General features: G+C 63.0%; 10 protein-coding genes. 4 read left to right on the plus strand and 6 right to left on the minus strand.

What is annotated here, in order from left to right:
- Window positions 1–228 precede the first annotated feature (228 nt).
- From FGE05_RS12085 to FGE05_RS12100, 4 genes are all read right to left on the minus strand, one after another.
- Window positions 229–1563, minus strand: a complete 1335-nt coding sequence (locus tag FGE05_RS12085; protein WP_139645162.1) for a sigma-54 dependent transcriptional regulator — start codon at window positions 1561–1563, stop codon at window positions 229–231.
- Window positions 1556–3322, minus strand: coding sequence for an ATP-binding protein (locus FGE05_RS12090; protein WP_139645164.1), 1767 nt, complete (start codon window positions 3320–3322; stop codon window positions 1556–1558). The genes FGE05_RS12085 and FGE05_RS12090 overlap by 8 nt, the downstream gene beginning before the upstream one ends.
- Window positions 3323–3444: 122 nt before the next feature.
- Entirely contained in the window at window positions 3445–7896 is a 4452-nt protein-coding gene (locus tag FGE05_RS12095) for a SpvB/TcaC N-terminal domain-containing protein (protein ID WP_139645166.1), read from the minus strand.
- 195 nt (window positions 7897–8091) lie between these two features.
- A complete protein-coding gene (locus FGE05_RS12100; protein ID WP_041020308.1) occupies window positions 8092–9615 on the minus strand; it encodes a fumarate hydratase in 1524 nt (507 codons plus the stop codon).
- 543 nt (window positions 9616–10158) lie between these two features.
- On the opposite strand from FGE05_RS12100, the gene FGE05_RS12105 reads away from it, so the two are divergent.
- Both FGE05_RS12105 and FGE05_RS12110 read left to right on the plus strand, forming a co-directional pair.
- On the plus strand, window positions 10159–11265 hold the full coding sequence (locus FGE05_RS12105; RefSeq protein ID WP_139645168.1) for a diguanylate cyclase: 1107 nt from the start codon (window positions 10159–10161) through the stop codon (window positions 11263–11265).
- Window positions 11258–12205, plus strand: a complete 948-nt coding sequence (locus FGE05_RS12110) for an iron-sulfur-binding ferredoxin reductase (protein WP_139645170.1) — start codon at window positions 11258–11260, stop codon at window positions 12203–12205. The genes FGE05_RS12105 and FGE05_RS12110 overlap by 8 nt, the downstream gene beginning before the upstream one ends.
- A 305-nt stretch (window positions 12206–12510) precedes the next feature.
- Here FGE05_RS12110 and pyk read toward each other — a convergent pair whose 3' ends face one another.
- A complete protein-coding gene (gene pyk, locus FGE05_RS12115; RefSeq protein ID WP_041020478.1) occupies window positions 12511–13962 on the minus strand; it encodes a pyruvate kinase in 1452 nt (483 codons plus the stop codon).
- 373 nt (window positions 13963–14335) lie between these two features.
- Here pyk and FGE05_RS12120 point away from each other — a divergent pair, with 373 nt between their 5' ends.
- The gene (locus FGE05_RS12120; protein WP_024781023.1) at window positions 14336–14710 is read left to right on the plus strand and encodes a tol-pal system YbgF family protein; all 375 of its coding nucleotides are present in this window, start codon (window positions 14336–14338) and stop codon (window positions 14708–14710) included.
- A gap of 269 nt (window positions 14711–14979) precedes the next feature.
- Complete coding sequence (locus FGE05_RS12125; protein ID WP_139645172.1) at window positions 14980–15339, plus strand: PilZ domain-containing protein; 360 nt, start codon at window positions 14980–14982, stop codon at window positions 15337–15339.
- Between the two features lie 207 nt (window positions 15340–15546).
- On the opposite strand, the gene FGE05_RS12130 is transcribed toward FGE05_RS12125, so the two are convergent.
- Entirely contained in the window at window positions 15547–15915 is a 369-nt protein-coding gene (locus FGE05_RS12130; protein WP_139645174.1) for a DUF6124 family protein, read from the minus strand.
- Window positions 15916–16238: the final 323 nt, after the last annotated feature.

Here is a 16238-nt window from a genome sequence, read left to right on the forward strand (position 1 = left end):
GGTCTTCAGTGGACGCTCAGACGGCTGCGGTCGGCCCCAATCTCTTGTGGGAGCGGGCTTGCTCGCGAAAGCGGTGGGTCAGTTTGAGTGATGGTGAATGCGAAGCCGCCATCGCGAGCAGGCTCGCTCCCACACTGGGTCTTCAGTGGGCGCTCAGGCTGCGGTCGGCCCCAATCCCCTGTGGGAGCGAGCCTGCTCGCGATGGGGCCTGTACTGCCAGCACAGCACTCAGCCGCCCTGCAAAAACATCTCCCGACTCAACCCATGCCGCTGCATCTTTTCGTTGAAGGTGCGGCGTGGCAGTTGCAGTTCTTCGAGCACGGCTTTCACATCGCCTTTGTGCCGCATCAGGGCGGCACGCAGGCATTGGGCTTCGAAGGCTTCCTGCTGGGCGGCGAGGGATTGGCCGGGGTCCGTCTCCAGCGCATGGGAATGATCCAGCCCCAGCAACTGGCGCTCGGCGACGTTCGCCAGTTCGCGCACGTTGCCCGGCCAGTCGTGGCTCAGCAGATGACTCAACTGCGGGCCGCTCAACGGGGCGGCCGGGCGGCCCAGGCGTTCGGCGGCGTTGTGGGTGAAGTGCTCGAACAGCAAGGGGATGTCCTCGCGCCGTTCACGCAACGGCGGCAGGCGCAGTTCGGCGATGTTCAGGCGATACGCCAGGTCTTCGCGAAAGCGCCCGGCCCGGGCTTCGTCGAGCAGGTCGGGTTTGGTGGCGGCGATGATGCGCAGGTCCACGGTGATGCTCTGGTTGGAGCCCAGGCGTTCGAGTTTCTGTTCCTGCAAGACCCGCAGCAGCTTGACCTGCTGGGCCAGGGGCATGCTCTCGATTTCATCGAGAAACAGCGTACCGCCGTGGGCGTACTCAAGCTTGCCGATGCGCTTGCCCTGGGCGCCGGTGAAGGCCCCGCTTTCATGGCCGAACAGTTCCGCCTCGAACAGCGATTCGGGGATGGCCGCGCAATTCAATGCCACGAACGGTTTGTCCGCCCGGGGGCCGAAGTCGTGCAAGCAGCGGGCAACCAGCTCCTTGCCGCTGCCGGTCTCGCCACGGATCAACACATTGACCGGCAGGGTCGCCAGGTCCAGCACCTGGCGTCGCAGGTTTTGCAGCGCCCGGGAAACCCCCAATAAGGTTCCGTCGAGTCGGGCCCTGGCGTCAGCCTGCTCATGCAGGCGGCGGTTTTCCAGCACCAGGGAGCGCTTGTCCAGGGCACGGCGCAAGCTGCCCAGCAAGGCTTCGGGGCTGAAGGGTTTCTCCAGGAAGTCGTAGGCCCCATCGCGCATGGCCTCCACGGCCATCGGCACGTCGCCGTGGCCGGTCAGCAGGATCACCGGCAGATCCGCGTCGCGCCGGCGCACTTCGGCCAGCAGATCCAGGCCGCTGAGCCCAGGCATGCGCACGTCGCTGAGGATCACCCCCGGAAAATGCGCCGGCAGCGTTGCGAGGCACTCCTCGGCGCGGCTGAACAACTGCACCTGGAAACCCGACAGGCTCAGCCATTGTTCGACAGCGCTGCGGATACTGCCTTCGTCATCGACGACCATGACAGAGTCAAGCATGTAACCGGGCCTCCTGATCGATGGGTAACGTCACGCAGAATACGGCGCCGCCTTCATGGTTGTCCGCCGTCAGCCGCCCGCCGGACTCATGGATGATGGCAAACGATACCGCCAGTCCCAGGCCCAGGCCATCACCCACCGCCTTGGTGGTAAAGAACGGATCGAAGACCTGGCCCAGGTGTTCCTCGGCAATCCCGGTGCCGCTGTCACTGACCGTCAGGCGCCACAGTTGCTCATCGGCTTCCAGGCGCACTTCCAGGCGTTTCAAGGGTTGGTCGGCCATGGCGTCGAGGGCGTTGCGCAACAGATTGATCAGCACCTGTTCGAGGCGGATCGCATCGCCACGCACCCACGCCGGACGGGTCAGATGCAACACGGTGCTGACCTGTTCGTCCCGCAGGCGGGTATCGAGCAGTTGCAGGGCCTGATCCACCACTGCCGCCAGGTCCAGACGTTCGCGCAGGCCGCTGGGGCTCTTGCGGGCAAACGTTTTCAGGTGACCGGTGAGGGCGGCCATGCGGGTCAGCATGTCATCCACCGGTTTGAGTGCCTTGTAGGCATCGTCGACCCGGCCGTGATCCAGCAGCAGGCGCAGGGTCGCCAATTGCATGCGCTGGGCCGTCAGCGGTTGGTTGATTTCATGGGCCAGGGCCGCTGACATCTGCCCCAGCGCTGCCAGTTTGGCCGACTGCACCAGCCCTTCCTGGGCGGTACGCAACTCCTGGGTCCGCTCTTCCACCAGGCGTTCGAGCTCGGCGCGGCTGCGTTGACGCAGCTTCGCCAGGCGCCAGCGTTGGTTGAGAAACAGCAGCAGAAAGACCAACGCCAACCACGATCCGGCGGCAGCGAGCCCGGCGTTGCGACGGTCTTCGAAAGCGATCTGCGGGCGACGCAGCAAATGCAGCGTCCAACCCTCGGCCGTCAGCGGCAGGGATTCCCACAGGTAGTCCGCCGTGCCGTCGGGAGCATCGACCCGGGTCAGCAGACTGTTGTCGTCAAAACGCCGCAACCCTTCGTAGTTCAACGGTTGCAGGGGTTGCTTGTCGTATTGGCGGGTGGCCTTGAGCTCGGCACGGTCGCTGTCGGTCAGAGGCTGCAGATGGCGATAACGCCAGCCCGGCCGGTTGGCGATGAACACGATGCCCCGGGCGTCGCTGACCAACAGGGTGTCGCTGCCCTGGCGCCATTCACGTTCAAGCTCCGGAAATTCGAGCTTCACCACCATCGCTCCGAGGAACTCGCCGCTGTCGCCGGTTACTGCGCTGGACAGGAAGTAACCCGGAATGCCGCTGGTCACGCCCACCGCGTAGAAGCGTCCGGTGCCCTGGGTACGGGTCTGGAGGAAATAGGGGCGGAAGCCATAGTTGTGGCCGACGTAACTGCTGGGCAGGCGCCAGTTGCTGGCCGCCACGGCCAGGCCGGTGCGGTCGAGCAACTCCAGGGTCGAGGACTGCGCGGTGTCGTTGATTTTCTCCAGCTTGCGATTCAACGCGTCCTGTTGTGCCGCACTGACCGGTCCCATCAGGGCCGAGCGCAACTCCGGGTCCAGCGCCAGCACGGCGGGCAGGGCGCGGTAGCGGTCGATCAGGGTATGCAAGGAGTTGGCGTACAGCGCCAGTTGCTGGTTCGCACGGCTGGCGTCTTCCTCCAGCGCCTGGCGTTCGGCGTGGCGTATGGCCAGGGCAGCGGCGCCAACGGCGCCGGCGAGGATCAGCACAATGGCAAGGGACAGGCGCAAGGGGCGGGGCATTGCGAGCATGTGAGCGCTTCAAGGGGCGACGGGACTGGCACCATAGCATGCCGCCCGCATGTCGTAATGCGCCTCGTCCCGGGCTATCGGAGCGCTGTTTGTGTCTGTCTTAGTCGGCCGATGACCCTGTTTCAGTCCCCAGGATCCGTATCGTTGTAATCGAAGTCGCACTGGTACCAGGGATGATAGACATGCCAGGCTTCGTGCCCCTTGGCGTTGATGACTTTGACCAGGCGTCCTGGCGGATCGTAGAACTGCTGGTCGTGATAACCGTGCACGCGCAGCGAAGCGTCGTTGATGTAGCGCCAGGCATCCGCGAAATAGGGCCGGTAGACCCGGGTGACCAGCCCTTTGTTGTCGTACTCGACCCGTTCGCTCACGCGCCAGCGCTGTTCGGCCAGGTGCTGGAGCGGCTGCCCGTCCTGCAACACCAGCGAACCGTCTTCGGCCACCGCATAGGCTTGCCCGGGTTCCACCCGCTGTTTGCTTTGCAGGGCACGGCCGAATCCGTCGACGGCATTGATAGTGATGCGGATCTGTTGCAACGGATCGTCCGGGTAACGATCGGCGTTCAGCACGACGCTGTGGACCGGCTCCCGGGGCGCGGCGTGTATCAGCACCCGCAAGAGCTCCTGGGCGGCGCTGCGTTCGCTCAGTTGTGCCAAGCGCGTGCGCGCCGAGGCGCGGATGTGGCCGTCGGGCAGCAGGTAGCGCTCGCTGATCCACGCGTCGCGCTGTGCGGGGAGTACCAGGGTGAGATCGAGCGATCCCATCCAACTGAGCGCGTCGGTGCGCACGGCACTGGCGATCCGGCCCAAGGTGGCTTCCGGGTGGTCGATCGCATGGCCGGGTGTCAGGTCTTCGGGCGGTTGGTAGGTGGCGATATCGTCGAAGCCTGCCGGAGCGCCGTTCTCGGTGCCATGAAAGGTCACGCCCAGCGGAGCGCCCCCCGGGCCATAGAGTGCCTGCTGGATATTGTCATTGGCATCGATGATCTTGCGCGGCAGCAACGCGTGGTAATCGTACTCGACCCGGGTCGTGCAGCCGTCCGGCAGGGTCACGGCGGTGGTCATCAAGCGGTAGGCATCGTGCTCGACGGTAGTCACTCCGTGGCTTTGGGTCTCCTGCAGGGTCGTCAACTGGAAAAAGCCCTCGAGGGGCGCATAGGTCGCAAACCCGACTTTCCTGGACCAGAGGTTTTCGCGGTCGTCCTCATCCGGGTCGTCTGGTAGGAACAGCTTCATGGGCTCGAAGCCGATGCTTTCCAATTGCTCACGGATGTCGAAGGGCGGCGGCAACTCGTCGTAGGCTTGCAGCGCATGCTTGTCGAATTCGGCCATCTCCAGCGGGCCATGCAGGGCCTGGAAGGCAATGTCATCGTGCTCGTCCAGCAGGTAGTTCTGTTCCTGAAGCGCGATCAATTGCCGGGCGGCATCCCACTGCGGGGAGTCCTGATGGTCGATGAAGGTTTCATAGCTGACTTGCCGAGGGTTGAGCCCCAGCGGCAGTTCACCTTTCGGACGTTGCAACCCGTTGGCCCTGGAGCGCCACGGCAGGCTCAACCGCTGGCGCAGTCCGTCGTCATCGATCAGGTGCAGGTGCTCGGCGCGTTTCTCGACGATGTGGAACACCTGTTGCTGGTCGTCATGGGCGTCACGCCACCAGCCATTCTCGACCTCGTCTTCGAAGGGCGGCGGGTCGAGGGCGGTGAGGCGCCGGGCGTAGTGGACGAGGAAGCCGTGGATAAGCTGGCCGAACTGGTTCCACTTCAGGTTGAGCCCATGCTGGATCTGCGGGTCGTCGATGAATCCGTCGTATTGATAGGTGATCGCCTCCAGGTCCAGCACCAGCAGGCTCTTGTGGTGGACATGAGGATGGCGCAACAGATAGCGCTGTTGAGTCACGGTATAAGGCCCGGCCGTGCCGGCCGGTTCGGCGGGATGGGTTTCGGTGCGCAGCACACGACCGCCCAGGGCGTAGGCCATCTCCCGCGCGGTGTCCGGGTCGGGACTGATGATTTCGTTGGCCTCGTCGCTTTCATGAAAGCGGGTCAGCAGTGTCGGGCCCAACGGCACTGCATCGGTGTCGCCAGCGAAGCAGTCCTTGAGGGGTTGGTCGACGGCGCGGCCGGTGTGGAACCAGGTCTTGACCAGTGCCGGCGCGGTGAAACCGGTTGGCGTCTCGCCTTCGGACACTTCGCTGTCGACCTGGTACAGCCGGCCGAAGCCTCGGAACTCGCGATGGTGGCTGTCATAGTCGCCTTCGAAGTAAGTGAAGCGTTGGGTCAGGCAATTACCGGTGATCTCGTCCCGTTGTTGTTGACGCGCCACCAGCGGCAGGGCCAGGGGCAGGTAACAGGTCAGTGGTTCACGGCTGGCCGTGCGTTGCTGTTTTTCATCCAGCCAATACTGCGCACTGCTGCGATAGGTCAGGGTGCTGCTGCAACCCATGTTGTTGTTCATGGCGTTGAGCAGATAAGGGCGGGTCGCGACAAAGTCATAGCGCCAGTGTCCGGGCTTCATATCGGGCGGCATGTGCGGTTTGCTCAGGATCAGGCTGGCACATCCCAGGCCTTGCAGGTCGGCCAGGGTGACCTGGCACAGATTGTCGTACCGCACGCCTTCGGGCCATGGCACCTGCACAGGCGTTTGTTCAAGACCATTGCCGCCGCGGTTGAGGTAGATCTCGAAGCACTCGCTCTTGAGGTAGATCAGTGCCGGTGCCCCGGACCCGTCCAGGTCGGCGATGCGGACCCGATCGGCTTCGAACTGGCTGTAGCTGAAGGGCAGGGCACTCATGACAAAGCCTTCGCCGAAACGCCCACGGCCCAGGTTCGGCCAGCATTTGATCTCGTTGCAGCGGATGCGGCACAGCTCGGTACTGTCGCTGCCCAGCAAGTTGCCGAACATCACCAGTTCATTGCGCAGGTCACTGAACAAGGGCAGGGTGCTGTCCGGTTCATGGGGCACATTCACGCCGGGGGCAAACCCTTCCTCGCGGCGGTTGGCGTACAACCGCACGCTCTTGGGGCCGATCATGGCCAGGGAGCGCAAACCGTCACCGTTGAGGTCGCCCAGTTGTGCGGACGGGTGCAGTAACTCTGTCGGGAAGCGCTTGAAGTCCGTGAAGGTGGACCAACTGCGGTCCGGGTTGAGGGTGTAGAACCCGCTCATGCCGGGCTGGACGATGAGCCAGTTGAGGCGACCCCTGCCCGTCAGGTCGGTCAGCACCTGCAACACCGTCGGGTTGTCGGTGGCCACCGGCATGCTCGAAAGGCGCGACCACGGACCATAGGCGATGGTGTCGTCGTTCTCGCCGCGTTCCGGTTCACGGTAATACCAGCCATGGGTATAGCGGCACAGAAACCCCGGAACGCCCTCGCCGTACAGGTCGACGCAGTGGTAGCGCTTGCCATCTTCAAGGGCAGGCATCGTCTGCAGCTCAAAGAACGGTTCGGGTGCCAGGTTGAGCTCGAAATCGTTGTAGTGCAGTTCGACGGGGGGACGGTAATCGACGCGGCCCTCGGCGTCCCAGTCTTGATAATGGGCGGTGGTCAGCAGGTTGTAGCCCAGTGCGGTGGCGCTGTATTCCAGCACCATCCGCGCGACCAGCGCAGGTTCGCTGCCCGCTTCGGCGGGGAAGTGGTGGAACATCAGCACCTGCTGGCAGAGGTGGCGCGTGCCGACTTCGAAACCGTACCGGTAGGCATGGATCGGGTCGCTGCGCAATTGCCATGGTACCCCTTTGGGGACGTACCAAGCCGGTTTGCGCGCAAGATCGAGGGCGCGCTGGCCATAGTCGAACAGCAGATGGAAATGCCAGTGCCTGCTGGCTGGGTCGGTCTCTTCGAAGCAATAGAAACTATCGCTGGCCGTGGCGTTGCCATAACACACACGTCGCAGGTAGCGCTGGGCGCGATAGTCATGGGGACCGTCGAACGGGCCGGGATCGGCTTCGTATTCATAAAAGATGTGCTCGCCCGACGGGCCGAGTTCTTCGAGCAACAACCATTCGGCGATGCGGACCGGGCTCTGGGGATCGGTGTCGGCAATGGGGGCGGCGATGCGCGACGCTTCGCTGTTGCCGTAGCAATACAAATGGCCGTTGCTGCCCTGGACTCTCCAGAACGGCGCCTGGCCATCGTCGGGACTCCAGAGTTCATACACGTCGAATGCACTTTCGATCCTGGGGTAATAGCGCACCACCGAACAGGCCCGGCTACCGGGCCCGGCCAATGTGCGAATGACTGGCATGCCTTCGTTGAACTCGGGCCAGCGCTCAACCCCGTCGGCATCGATCATCACGTCGTCATCGCCGTAGTGCGGGACGCCTTCGCTGGTGCGGCGGGCGATGCTGGCGAGGGACAACTGCATGCCGATGCCGAAGGTGCCGTTGCCACTCTGGCTGTTGTAGTGCAGTGCCAGCGCCGGTGTCAGGTGGCGAGCGCTGGAAAGAGGCAGGGGCAATTCGAAAGAGGCCGCCCCTCGCGTGCCGACTGGGCCGATCCGGCTGCCCATCGTGGCAATGGATGCGCTGTTGGCGATGGTGGGGGTCACAATTTGCAGGGGCGTTTGTTCTGCCATCGAGGGAGTCTTCTTGTTAGGCCATGTCAGGGGATACCCGGCTGAACATGAGGATGCCAAGAGATGAACGATGGGTAACCTGTCAGATCCGACAGGTGCGCGAGCAGGCCGATAAGTGGTAGGCATTCCTGCACGCAACAAAAAAGGCCGGTGAGCTTGTCGCCCACCGGCCTTTCTTCGGTGCGAAGGTGCGGGTTACTGCACTTCTACCGCCAGGCTGTCACTGATTTTTTTCTGCCAGATGGCCGGGCCGGTGATGTGCACCGACTCGCCCTGGCTGTCGACCGCAACGGTCACCGGCATGTCCTTGACCTCGAACTCGTAGATCGCTTCCATGCCCAGTTCGGCGAATGCCAGGACCTTGGATTTGCGGATCGCTTGAGCCACCAGGTACGCGGCGCCGCCAACGGCCATCAGGTAGACGGCTTTGTTGTCCTTGATCGCTTCGATCGCGGTCGGGCCACGCTCGGATTTGCCGATCATGCCCAGCAGGCCAGTCTGTTCGAGGATCTGACGGGTGAACTTGTCCATCCGCGTGGCGGTGGTCGGACCGGCCGGGCCAACCACTTCGTCGCCTACCGGGTCGACCGGGCCCACGTAATAGATGAAGCGACCCTTGAGGTCCACCGGCAGGGTTTCACCCTTGTTCAGCATCTCGACCATGCGCTTGTGCGCCGCGTCGCGACCGGTGAGCATTTTGCCGTTGAGCAGCACGGTTTCGCCCGGCTTCCAGCTCTGCACTTCTTCCGGGGTCAGGGTGTCGAGGTTTACGCGACGAGCCGACGGGCCTGCTTCCCAGACGATTTCCGGGTAGGCATCCAGCGGTGGCGCTTCCAGCTCTGCCGGGCCTGTGCCGTCCAGCACGAAGTGGGCGTGACGGGTGGCGGCGCAGTTGGGGATCATGCACACCGGCAGGGAGGCGGCGTGGGTCGGGTAATCCATGATCTTCACGTCGAGCACGGTGGTCAGGCCACCCAGGCCCTGGGCACCGATGCCCAGTTGGTTGACCTTCTCGAACAGCTCCAGGCGCATCTCTTCGATACGGTTCTGCGGACCGCGGGCCTTCAGCTCGTGGATGTCGATGGATTCCATCAACACTTCCTTGGCCATGACCGCGGCCTTCTCGGCGGTGCCGCCGATGCCGATGCCGAGCATGCCCGGTGGGCACCAGCCGGCACCCATGGTCGGAACGGTCTTGAGTACCCAGTCGACGATGGAGTCGGACGGGTTGAGCATGGCCATTTTCGACTTGTTCTCGGAGCCGCCGCCCTTGGCCGCCACGTCCACTTCCACGGTGTTGCCCGGGACGATGGAGTAGTGGATGACCGCCGGGGTGTTGTCCTTGGTGTTTTTGCGCGCACCCGCCGGGTCGGCGAGGATGGAGGCGCGCAGGACGTTTTCCGGCAGGTTGTAGGCGCGACGCACGCCCTCGTTGATCATGTCGTCCAGGCTCATGGTCGCGCCGTCCCAGCGCACGTCCATGCCCACCCGTACGAACACGGTCACGATGCCGGTGTCCTGGCAGATCGGCCGATGGCCGGTGGCGCACATGCGCGAGTTGATCAGGATCTGCGCCATGGAGTCACGGGCCGCTGGCGATTCTTCGCGCAGGTAGGCTTCGTGCATCGCCTGGATGAAGTCCACGGGGTGGTAGTAGGAAATGAACTGCAGGGCGTCGGCAACGCTCTGAATCAGGTCGTCTTGCTTGATCACGGTCATGAGTCGCGCTCCTCTCTAAGACGGGAACATTCAATAAGGTACCGCTCGTTTGGGTGCATCGGTCGACGGGCGGCACCTCTTAAGACACGCCGGGCATGCTGGCGCGACGCTAAAAAGGCGCGGCAGTATATCGCAGGCGGGCATCCTGTGGGAGCAAGCCGCCCCTGTGGCAGTAGGATTTATCTGTGCTGAGGGGATTTTATCTGTGGCGAGGGGATTCATCTGTGGCGAAGGGATTTATCCCCGCTGGGGCGCGAAGCGGCCCTAAATGATAGGTACACATTAACCTGACACACCGCAGCGGCAGCTTTTAGGTCTGCTTCGCAGCCCAGCGGGGATAAATCCCCTCGCCACAGGTAAATCCCTCAGCACAGGTGGGTGTGCGTCGAGCAAGGAACACTGCGTCAAAATGGGCCATTGCTTTGACGCCATTTTTCTGCTCCAGAATTGAATGGTCATTTGTCCTACACGCCACTAAAGTGGCGGCTGGCCTGTAGCGTAGGACGCCTCCTGTCAGTTTCTTTTCCCATGGTGAGTCAACGATTGACCCATAACGCCATTCAACGTCTCCTGCTCAAACGCTTCGCCCTGGCGGCCGCGACTTACGCGCTGGCGCTGGTGTTGCTGTGGCTGGCATTTTTCAGTGGGCATTACCTCGACTCGTTACGCGGCGTCATCATCGGCAGCGCCTTGGTGGTGCTGTGCCAAGGTGCGCTGTTCGCAGTGTTCCTCAGTGGTCGCAACCTGCGGTTCGCCGACCCCAGCCTCACCGAAGTGCAAGTACTGATCGGCCTGGGTTGGCAGACTTGGATGATGGGGCACCTGGACCAGGCTCGGGGCCTGTTCCTGGTCTTCTACGTACTGATCCTGCTGTTCGGACTGTTTCACCTGTCCCGTCGGGCTTTTGTGCGTTGCGCGATGCTGGTGTTCTTCAGCTTCACCGGCCTTACCCTCTGGGACGCCTGGTTCTTCCGGCTTTCCGATCCGACGTTGGCCGGCTTGCAGGTGTGCGTGCTGTTTATCGTGCTGGTGTGGCTGGTGCTGTACGCCCGCTATGTCCAGACGTCGCGCCAGCGCATGCGCCAGCGGCGATTTGCCTTGCAGGCTCACCAGGACACCCTGCGCGGCATGATGCGCCAGCTCGAAGATCTGGTGGCCACCGATGAACTGACCGGCCTGTTCAATCGCCGGCATTTCCTGCGCCTGGCATCCCGTGAACTCAATACCCTCAAGCCGGATATGGCCCATGGCTTGGCCTTGATCGATCTTGACCATTTCAAGCGTATCAACGACCTGCACGGCCATGCTGCCGGCGACCAGGTGCTCCAGGCCTTCGCCAGCGTTGCCACGGCCTGCCTGCGCGAAGGCGACGTGCTGGCGCGCTATGGCGGCGAAGAGTTCGTCATGCTCCTGCCCGCCTGCGACCCCGCGCGCCTGACCGCTTGTTGCGAACGGCTGCGCCTGGCGTTTGCTGCCGTCGAGTTGACTGGTCTGCGGGTGGGACCTCTGAGCCTGTCGGCGGGCATGACACTGCTGGAAATGGACGACGACCTGGACAACGCATTGCAACGTGCCGACCAGGCCTTGTACCGTGCCAAGCGAGACGGCCGTAATCGGTGTGCCGCCGCCTGGGAGAATGTTGATGCCTGAACTGACGGTCGCCGGCCGGCAATGGACCGTCGCGCCCGGCAGTAACCTGTTGGACGCGCTGAATCAGTCCGGGGTGCCGGTGCCCTACAGTTGCCGCGCCGGCAGTTGCCATGCCTGCCTGGTGCAATGCATCGGTGGCGATGTGCGCGATGCTCGGCCCGATGCCTTGAGCCCGACACAGCGCGACCAGGGCTGGCGGCTGGCCTGCCAATGCCAGGTGGTCGAGGATGTGCAGGTCCACACGTTCGATCCGCAACGCGACGGTCAGGCGGCCCAGGTCGTGGCGGCGGACTGGTTGGGGCCCGACGTGCTGCGTTTGCGCGTCGCCCCTGAACGGAGGCTGCGTTACCAGGCCGGGCAACACCTGGTGCTGTGGCTCGGCGACGTCGCCCGACCCTATTCCCTGGCGAGCCTGCCGGAGGAAGACCGCTTCCTGGAGTTTCACCTCGATTGCCGCCAGCCCGGGCAATTTATCGACCGGGCTCGATCCCTGAACGTGGGGGACCCCATCCGCCTGGGTGAATTGCGCGGCGGTGCGCTGCATTATGATCCCGCCTGGCACGACAGACCGTTGTGGCTGCTGGCCGCCGGTACCGGGCTGGGGCCGTTGTTCGGCATTCTGCGCGAAGCCCTGCGCCAGCAACATCGAGGGCCGATTCATCTTGTGCATGTCGCCCATGACGCCAGCGGGCATTACCTGGGCAAACCCCTGGCGGCGCTGGCCGCCAAGTACCCACAACTCAGCGTCCAACTGCTGACCTCGGTCGAGGCGCCTGCAGCGCTGGCGCAACTGCGGCTGCCCTCCCGACACACCCAGGCCCTGGCCTGCGGCCACCCCGAGCGGGTCGAAGCCTTCGCCAAACGCCTCTACCTGGCCGGCTTGCCGCGCAATCAGTTGCTGGCGGATGTCTTCCTTACCCGTGAGGGCGGCGGGGGCTGAGCCACCGCCATCGCGAGCAGGCTCGCTCCCACAGGGTCTGGTGGTGTATGCCAATGCTGCGTACACCGCTGATCCACTGTGGGAGCGGGCTCGCTCGCGAAAGCGGTGGATCTGTCACTGAGAGGTTGAATGTACCGCCGCCTTCGCGGGCAAGCCTGGCTCCCACAGGTTTGGGGGGTATGCCAATGCTGCGTACATCGCTGATCCACTGTGGGAGCGAGCCTGCTCGCGATGGCGTCCGTCCAGGCAAAGCAAAAAAGCCCCGCCATTCACATGGCAGGGCTTTTGTCTTTCAGCGGGGGCACTCAGACCATTGGGTCGCCGACGTGCAGGATTTTCATCCCGTTGGTGCCGCCGATGGTGTGGTAGCTATCGCCCTTGGTCAGGATGACCCAGTCACCGGTCTGCACCACGCCGCGCTTGACCAACTCGTCCACCGCCGCCTGGCTGACTTCGCCCGGTTGCAGGGCGGCCGGGTCGAACGGCACGGTGTAGACGCCACGGAACATGGCGGCACGGGCCTGGGTTTCGCGGTGCGGGGAGAACGCGTAGATCGGCACCGAAGAACGGATGCGCGACATGATCAGCGGCGTGTAGCCACTTTCGGTCAGGGCGATGATCGCCTTTACGCCCGGGAAGTGGTTGGCGGTGTACATCGTCGCCAGGGCGATGCTCTCATCGCAGCGTTCGAAAGTCTTGCCGATGCGATGGCTGGAGGTCTTGCCGGTCGGGTGCTTTTCCGCGCCCATGCAGATGCGGGCCATGGCCTGCACTGCTTCGAGCGGGTATTGGCCGGCGGCGCTTTCGGCCGAGAGCATTACGGCGTCCGTGTAGTCGAGCACGGCGTTGGCTACGTCGGACACTTCGGCGCGGGTCGGCATCGGGTTCTGGATCATCGACTCCATCATCTGGGTCGCGACGATCACCGCTTTATTGTGGCGGCGTGCATGCAGGATGATCTTCTTCTGGATGCCCACCAGCTCAGCGTCGCCGATTTCCACACCGAGGTCGCCACGGGCCACCATCACGGCGTCGGAGGCCTTGATCAGGCCGTCAAGGGTTTCGTCGTCGGCCACGGCTTCGGCGCGTTCGATCTTCGCCACCAGCCAGGCGGTGCCGCCGGCTTCGTCGCGCAGTTGACGGGCGTATTCCATGTCGGCGGCGTCACGGGGGAAGGACACTGCCAGGTAGTCGACTTCCATTTCCGCGGCCAGCTTGATGTCGGCCTTGTCTTTTTCAGTCAGGGCCGGTGCCGTCAGGCCGCCGCCGCGACGGTTGATGCCTTTATGGTCCGACAGCGGACCGCCAATGGTCACGGTGCAGACCAGTTCGGTGGCGGTGGCGGTGTCGACGCGCATCACCACGCGACCATCATCGAGCAGCAGCTCGTCGCCCACGCCGCAGTCCTTGACCAGGTCCGGGTAGTCGATGCCGACCACCTGCTGGTTGCCTTCGGTCAGCGGATGGCTGGTGGAGAAGGTGAAGGTGTCACCGATCTTCAACTCGATGCGCTTGTTGGCGAATTTGGCGATCCGGATCTTGGGGCCTTGCAGGTCACCCAACAGGGCAACGAAGCGGCCGTGCTTGGCGGCGAGGTCGCGCACCAGCTTCGCACGAGCCTTGTGCTCATCGGGAGTACCGTGGGAAAAGTTCAGGCGGGCAACGTCCAGGCCAGCCAGAATCAGCTGTTCGAGAACTTCCGGCGAATTACTGGCCGGGCCAAGGGTAGCGACGATTTTGGTGCGACGGACGGACATGCAAGACTCCTCAAGTTCAAGCGCCAGCGAAGGCTACTATGGTCTTTGGGTGTAGTCATTGTTCATATGCACTACTTATTCGTTTCTTTTTCGAAGTGAACATTCCCGAAGATTTTCACGCCTCTTTGGCCTGGATCACTCTTGTGGCCATGAGAATTCATCTGTGGCGAGGGGATTTATCCCCGCTGGGCTGCGAAGCGGCCCCAAAGCCCTGTTACTCGGTGTCTCAGGCGGATTGAGTCGCCGGTGTTGGGTCTGCTTCGCAGCCCAGCGGGGATAAATCCCCTCGCCACAAGAGCGAGCCCGGCGTCATATAGAGTTGAAGATTTCTAAGGGCAGGCCGATACAGCGCTCAAGACAGGAGAACCTTCCCATGCGATTCGTGCTTTTTATTGCCCTGGCCCTGAGCATCACGGGCTGCACCCGGTGGTCGATGAACCATCACATGAACCTGGCCTACAAGGCCTACGACCGTGGCAATTGCGACCAGGTGATGCTCGAACTGTCCCAGGTCGACCGCGCCAGCCGGGCCCGTCGCTATATGCAGCCGGAAGTCTCGATGCTGCGGGGCCAGTGCCTGGAGCGGCAGAAACTGTTCGTTGACGCGGCGCAGACCTACCAGTTCATCATCGCGCAATACCCCACCAGTGAATATGCCTTCCGCGCCCGTGCCCGGCTCGAAACCCTCGAAAGCCTGGGGCACTACCCGACCCGCAGTGCCTCGGCGATCCGCCCGACTGCATTCTGATCACCACCGCGGCACAGCCGCCGAGGGATATTCCCCGGCGGATGGCCGGCATCGTTGCGGACTGGCTTCTGTCCAAGCTTGAGCTATATTTGTACAACTCGTGGCTAGAGCAAGATCTCTAATGTCGAGGCAACACCTGTGACCGGCAGGAACAGGCTCAAGACGCTTGCAAGCGTCTGGCACCGGGATCGGGGAGAGCGGGCTCGCTTGGGCTCGTTCCGAAGCATTGGGTAGGTCCTCGTTGAGGGCTGGGAAAAGCGATACAAAACATGTACAAAAAACGTCGAATTGATCGGCAGGATTTGCCGTGCTTCTTGAAAGTGTTCAACGGCGTCAACGACAGGCTTATTGGTTATCTGGGAAACGTTTCTGAACATGGTCTGATGCTGATCAGCACGCTGCCGTTGATGGTCGGCGCAGACTTTGAGCTGCACCTGAAAATCCCCGCCGATGAAGGGCCGCAGAGGGATATCAAGTTGAAGGCCACCTGCCTGTGGTGCCATGAAGACGTGACGCCACAGCATTTCGACGCTGGCTTCAGCCTCCATGGGGCGCCGCCGGAGTACGGTCAGCTGGTCGGGGCGCTGCAGCATTACTTCAGTTTCCACTCGTTGCCGGCTTCGGCTTGATGCCCGCCTGACTTTTGCCGGGCATACTTCAAGCCAGTGAGACAGGCGAGGGGCAAGGTCAGGCTGATCCCGACCCCTTGTGGGAGCGAGCCTGCTCGCGATAGCGGTAGGGCAGTCACATCGATGCTGAATGGACCGCCCTCTTCGCGAGCAGGCTCGCTCCCACAGGTCCTGCATCAACCCTTCACCTCACAGGGCATTCGGTCTTCAGCGCTGAATCTTCTCTTCACCGTCCAGCAGCCTCTCCAGCAACAACACCCCCATCTCGCCCATCTGGTGAATCGCCAGGGCCAGGTTGCGCGGGGCACCTTCCAGATCTTCCGATAAATCCAGAATCAGCGTGCTCACCGAGCAGAAGGTTTCGTAAGTGTGCGCGAGCATGCCTTCGGGATCGGCGTCGGGGGCGACGATGAAGTAATCCAGGTGCTTGGCGGTTTTCGGGTCGGGTTGGCCGCTGTCGGGCTTGAGGTAGTAGTCCAGGGCTCGTTGAGCGGCCTGGTCGAGCCTGGCGGGGTCGAGGGTTTCGTGGGGGGACAGTGGGTCGGTGTGCGGGGGATTGGGTGTTGGTTTGATCATGTTTCGTTATCCATTAAATGGGCTACCACCGACTCGCGACTAAACGAGGGTGGCGGCTGAACGCAGGTTAGTCGACCGGGAGGATAACGAAAGAACCGGCGCGCCCGAGGGCGCCCTGCGCACAGCCACCATTAAGCACGGGGACAGGGAACCCGACTGGATGATGCTTATGCACTTCGTTATACCTCCCGGGCGACTAAACCCGACCGCTGGATATCAGCGACGCGAATCAAGTTACGGGGCAAGGCCAAAGCACACAAGCCGGCGGATTCTGGCGGATCTGTAGTCCGTTGCGCAAGGCGTTGTAGTCATCCCGATCCATG

It is taken from the genome of Pseudomonas sp. ICMP22404 (assembly GCF_006227205.1).
Taxonomy (GTDB): domain Bacteria; phylum Pseudomonadota; class Gammaproteobacteria; order Pseudomonadales; family Pseudomonadaceae; genus Aquipseudomonas.

Coding starts and splice junctions, on each gene's coding strand:
- FGE05_RS12085 (WP_139645162.1), bottom strand. CDS start 1,563: ATGCTTGACTCTGTCATGGTCGTCGATGACGAAGGCAGTATCCGCAGC.
- FGE05_RS12090 (WP_139645164.1), bottom strand. CDS start 3,322: ATGCTCGCAATGCCCCGCCCCTTGCGCCTGTCCCTTGCCATTGTGCTG.
- FGE05_RS12095 (WP_139645166.1), bottom strand. CDS start 7,896: ATGGCAGAACAAACGCCCCTGCAAATTGTGACCCCCACCATCGCCAAC.
- FGE05_RS12100 (WP_041020308.1), bottom strand. CDS start 9,615: ATGACCGTGATCAAGCAAGACGACCTGATTCAGAGCGTTGCCGACGCC.
- FGE05_RS12110 (WP_139645170.1), top strand. CDS start 11,258: ATGCCTGAACTGACGGTCGCCGGCCGGCAATGGACCGTCGCGCCCGGC.
- pyk (WP_041020478.1), bottom strand. CDS start 13,962: ATGTCCGTCCGTCGCACCAAAATCGTCGCTACCCTTGGCCCGGCCAGT.
- FGE05_RS12120 (WP_024781023.1), top strand. CDS start 14,336: ATGCGATTCGTGCTTTTTATTGCCCTGGCCCTGAGCATCACGGGCTGC.
- FGE05_RS12125 (WP_139645172.1), top strand. CDS start 14,980: ATGTACAAAAAACGTCGAATTGATCGGCAGGATTTGCCGTGCTTCTTG.
- FGE05_RS12130 (WP_139645174.1), bottom strand. CDS start 15,915: ATGATCAAACCAACACCCAATCCCCCGCACACCGACCCACTGTCCCCC.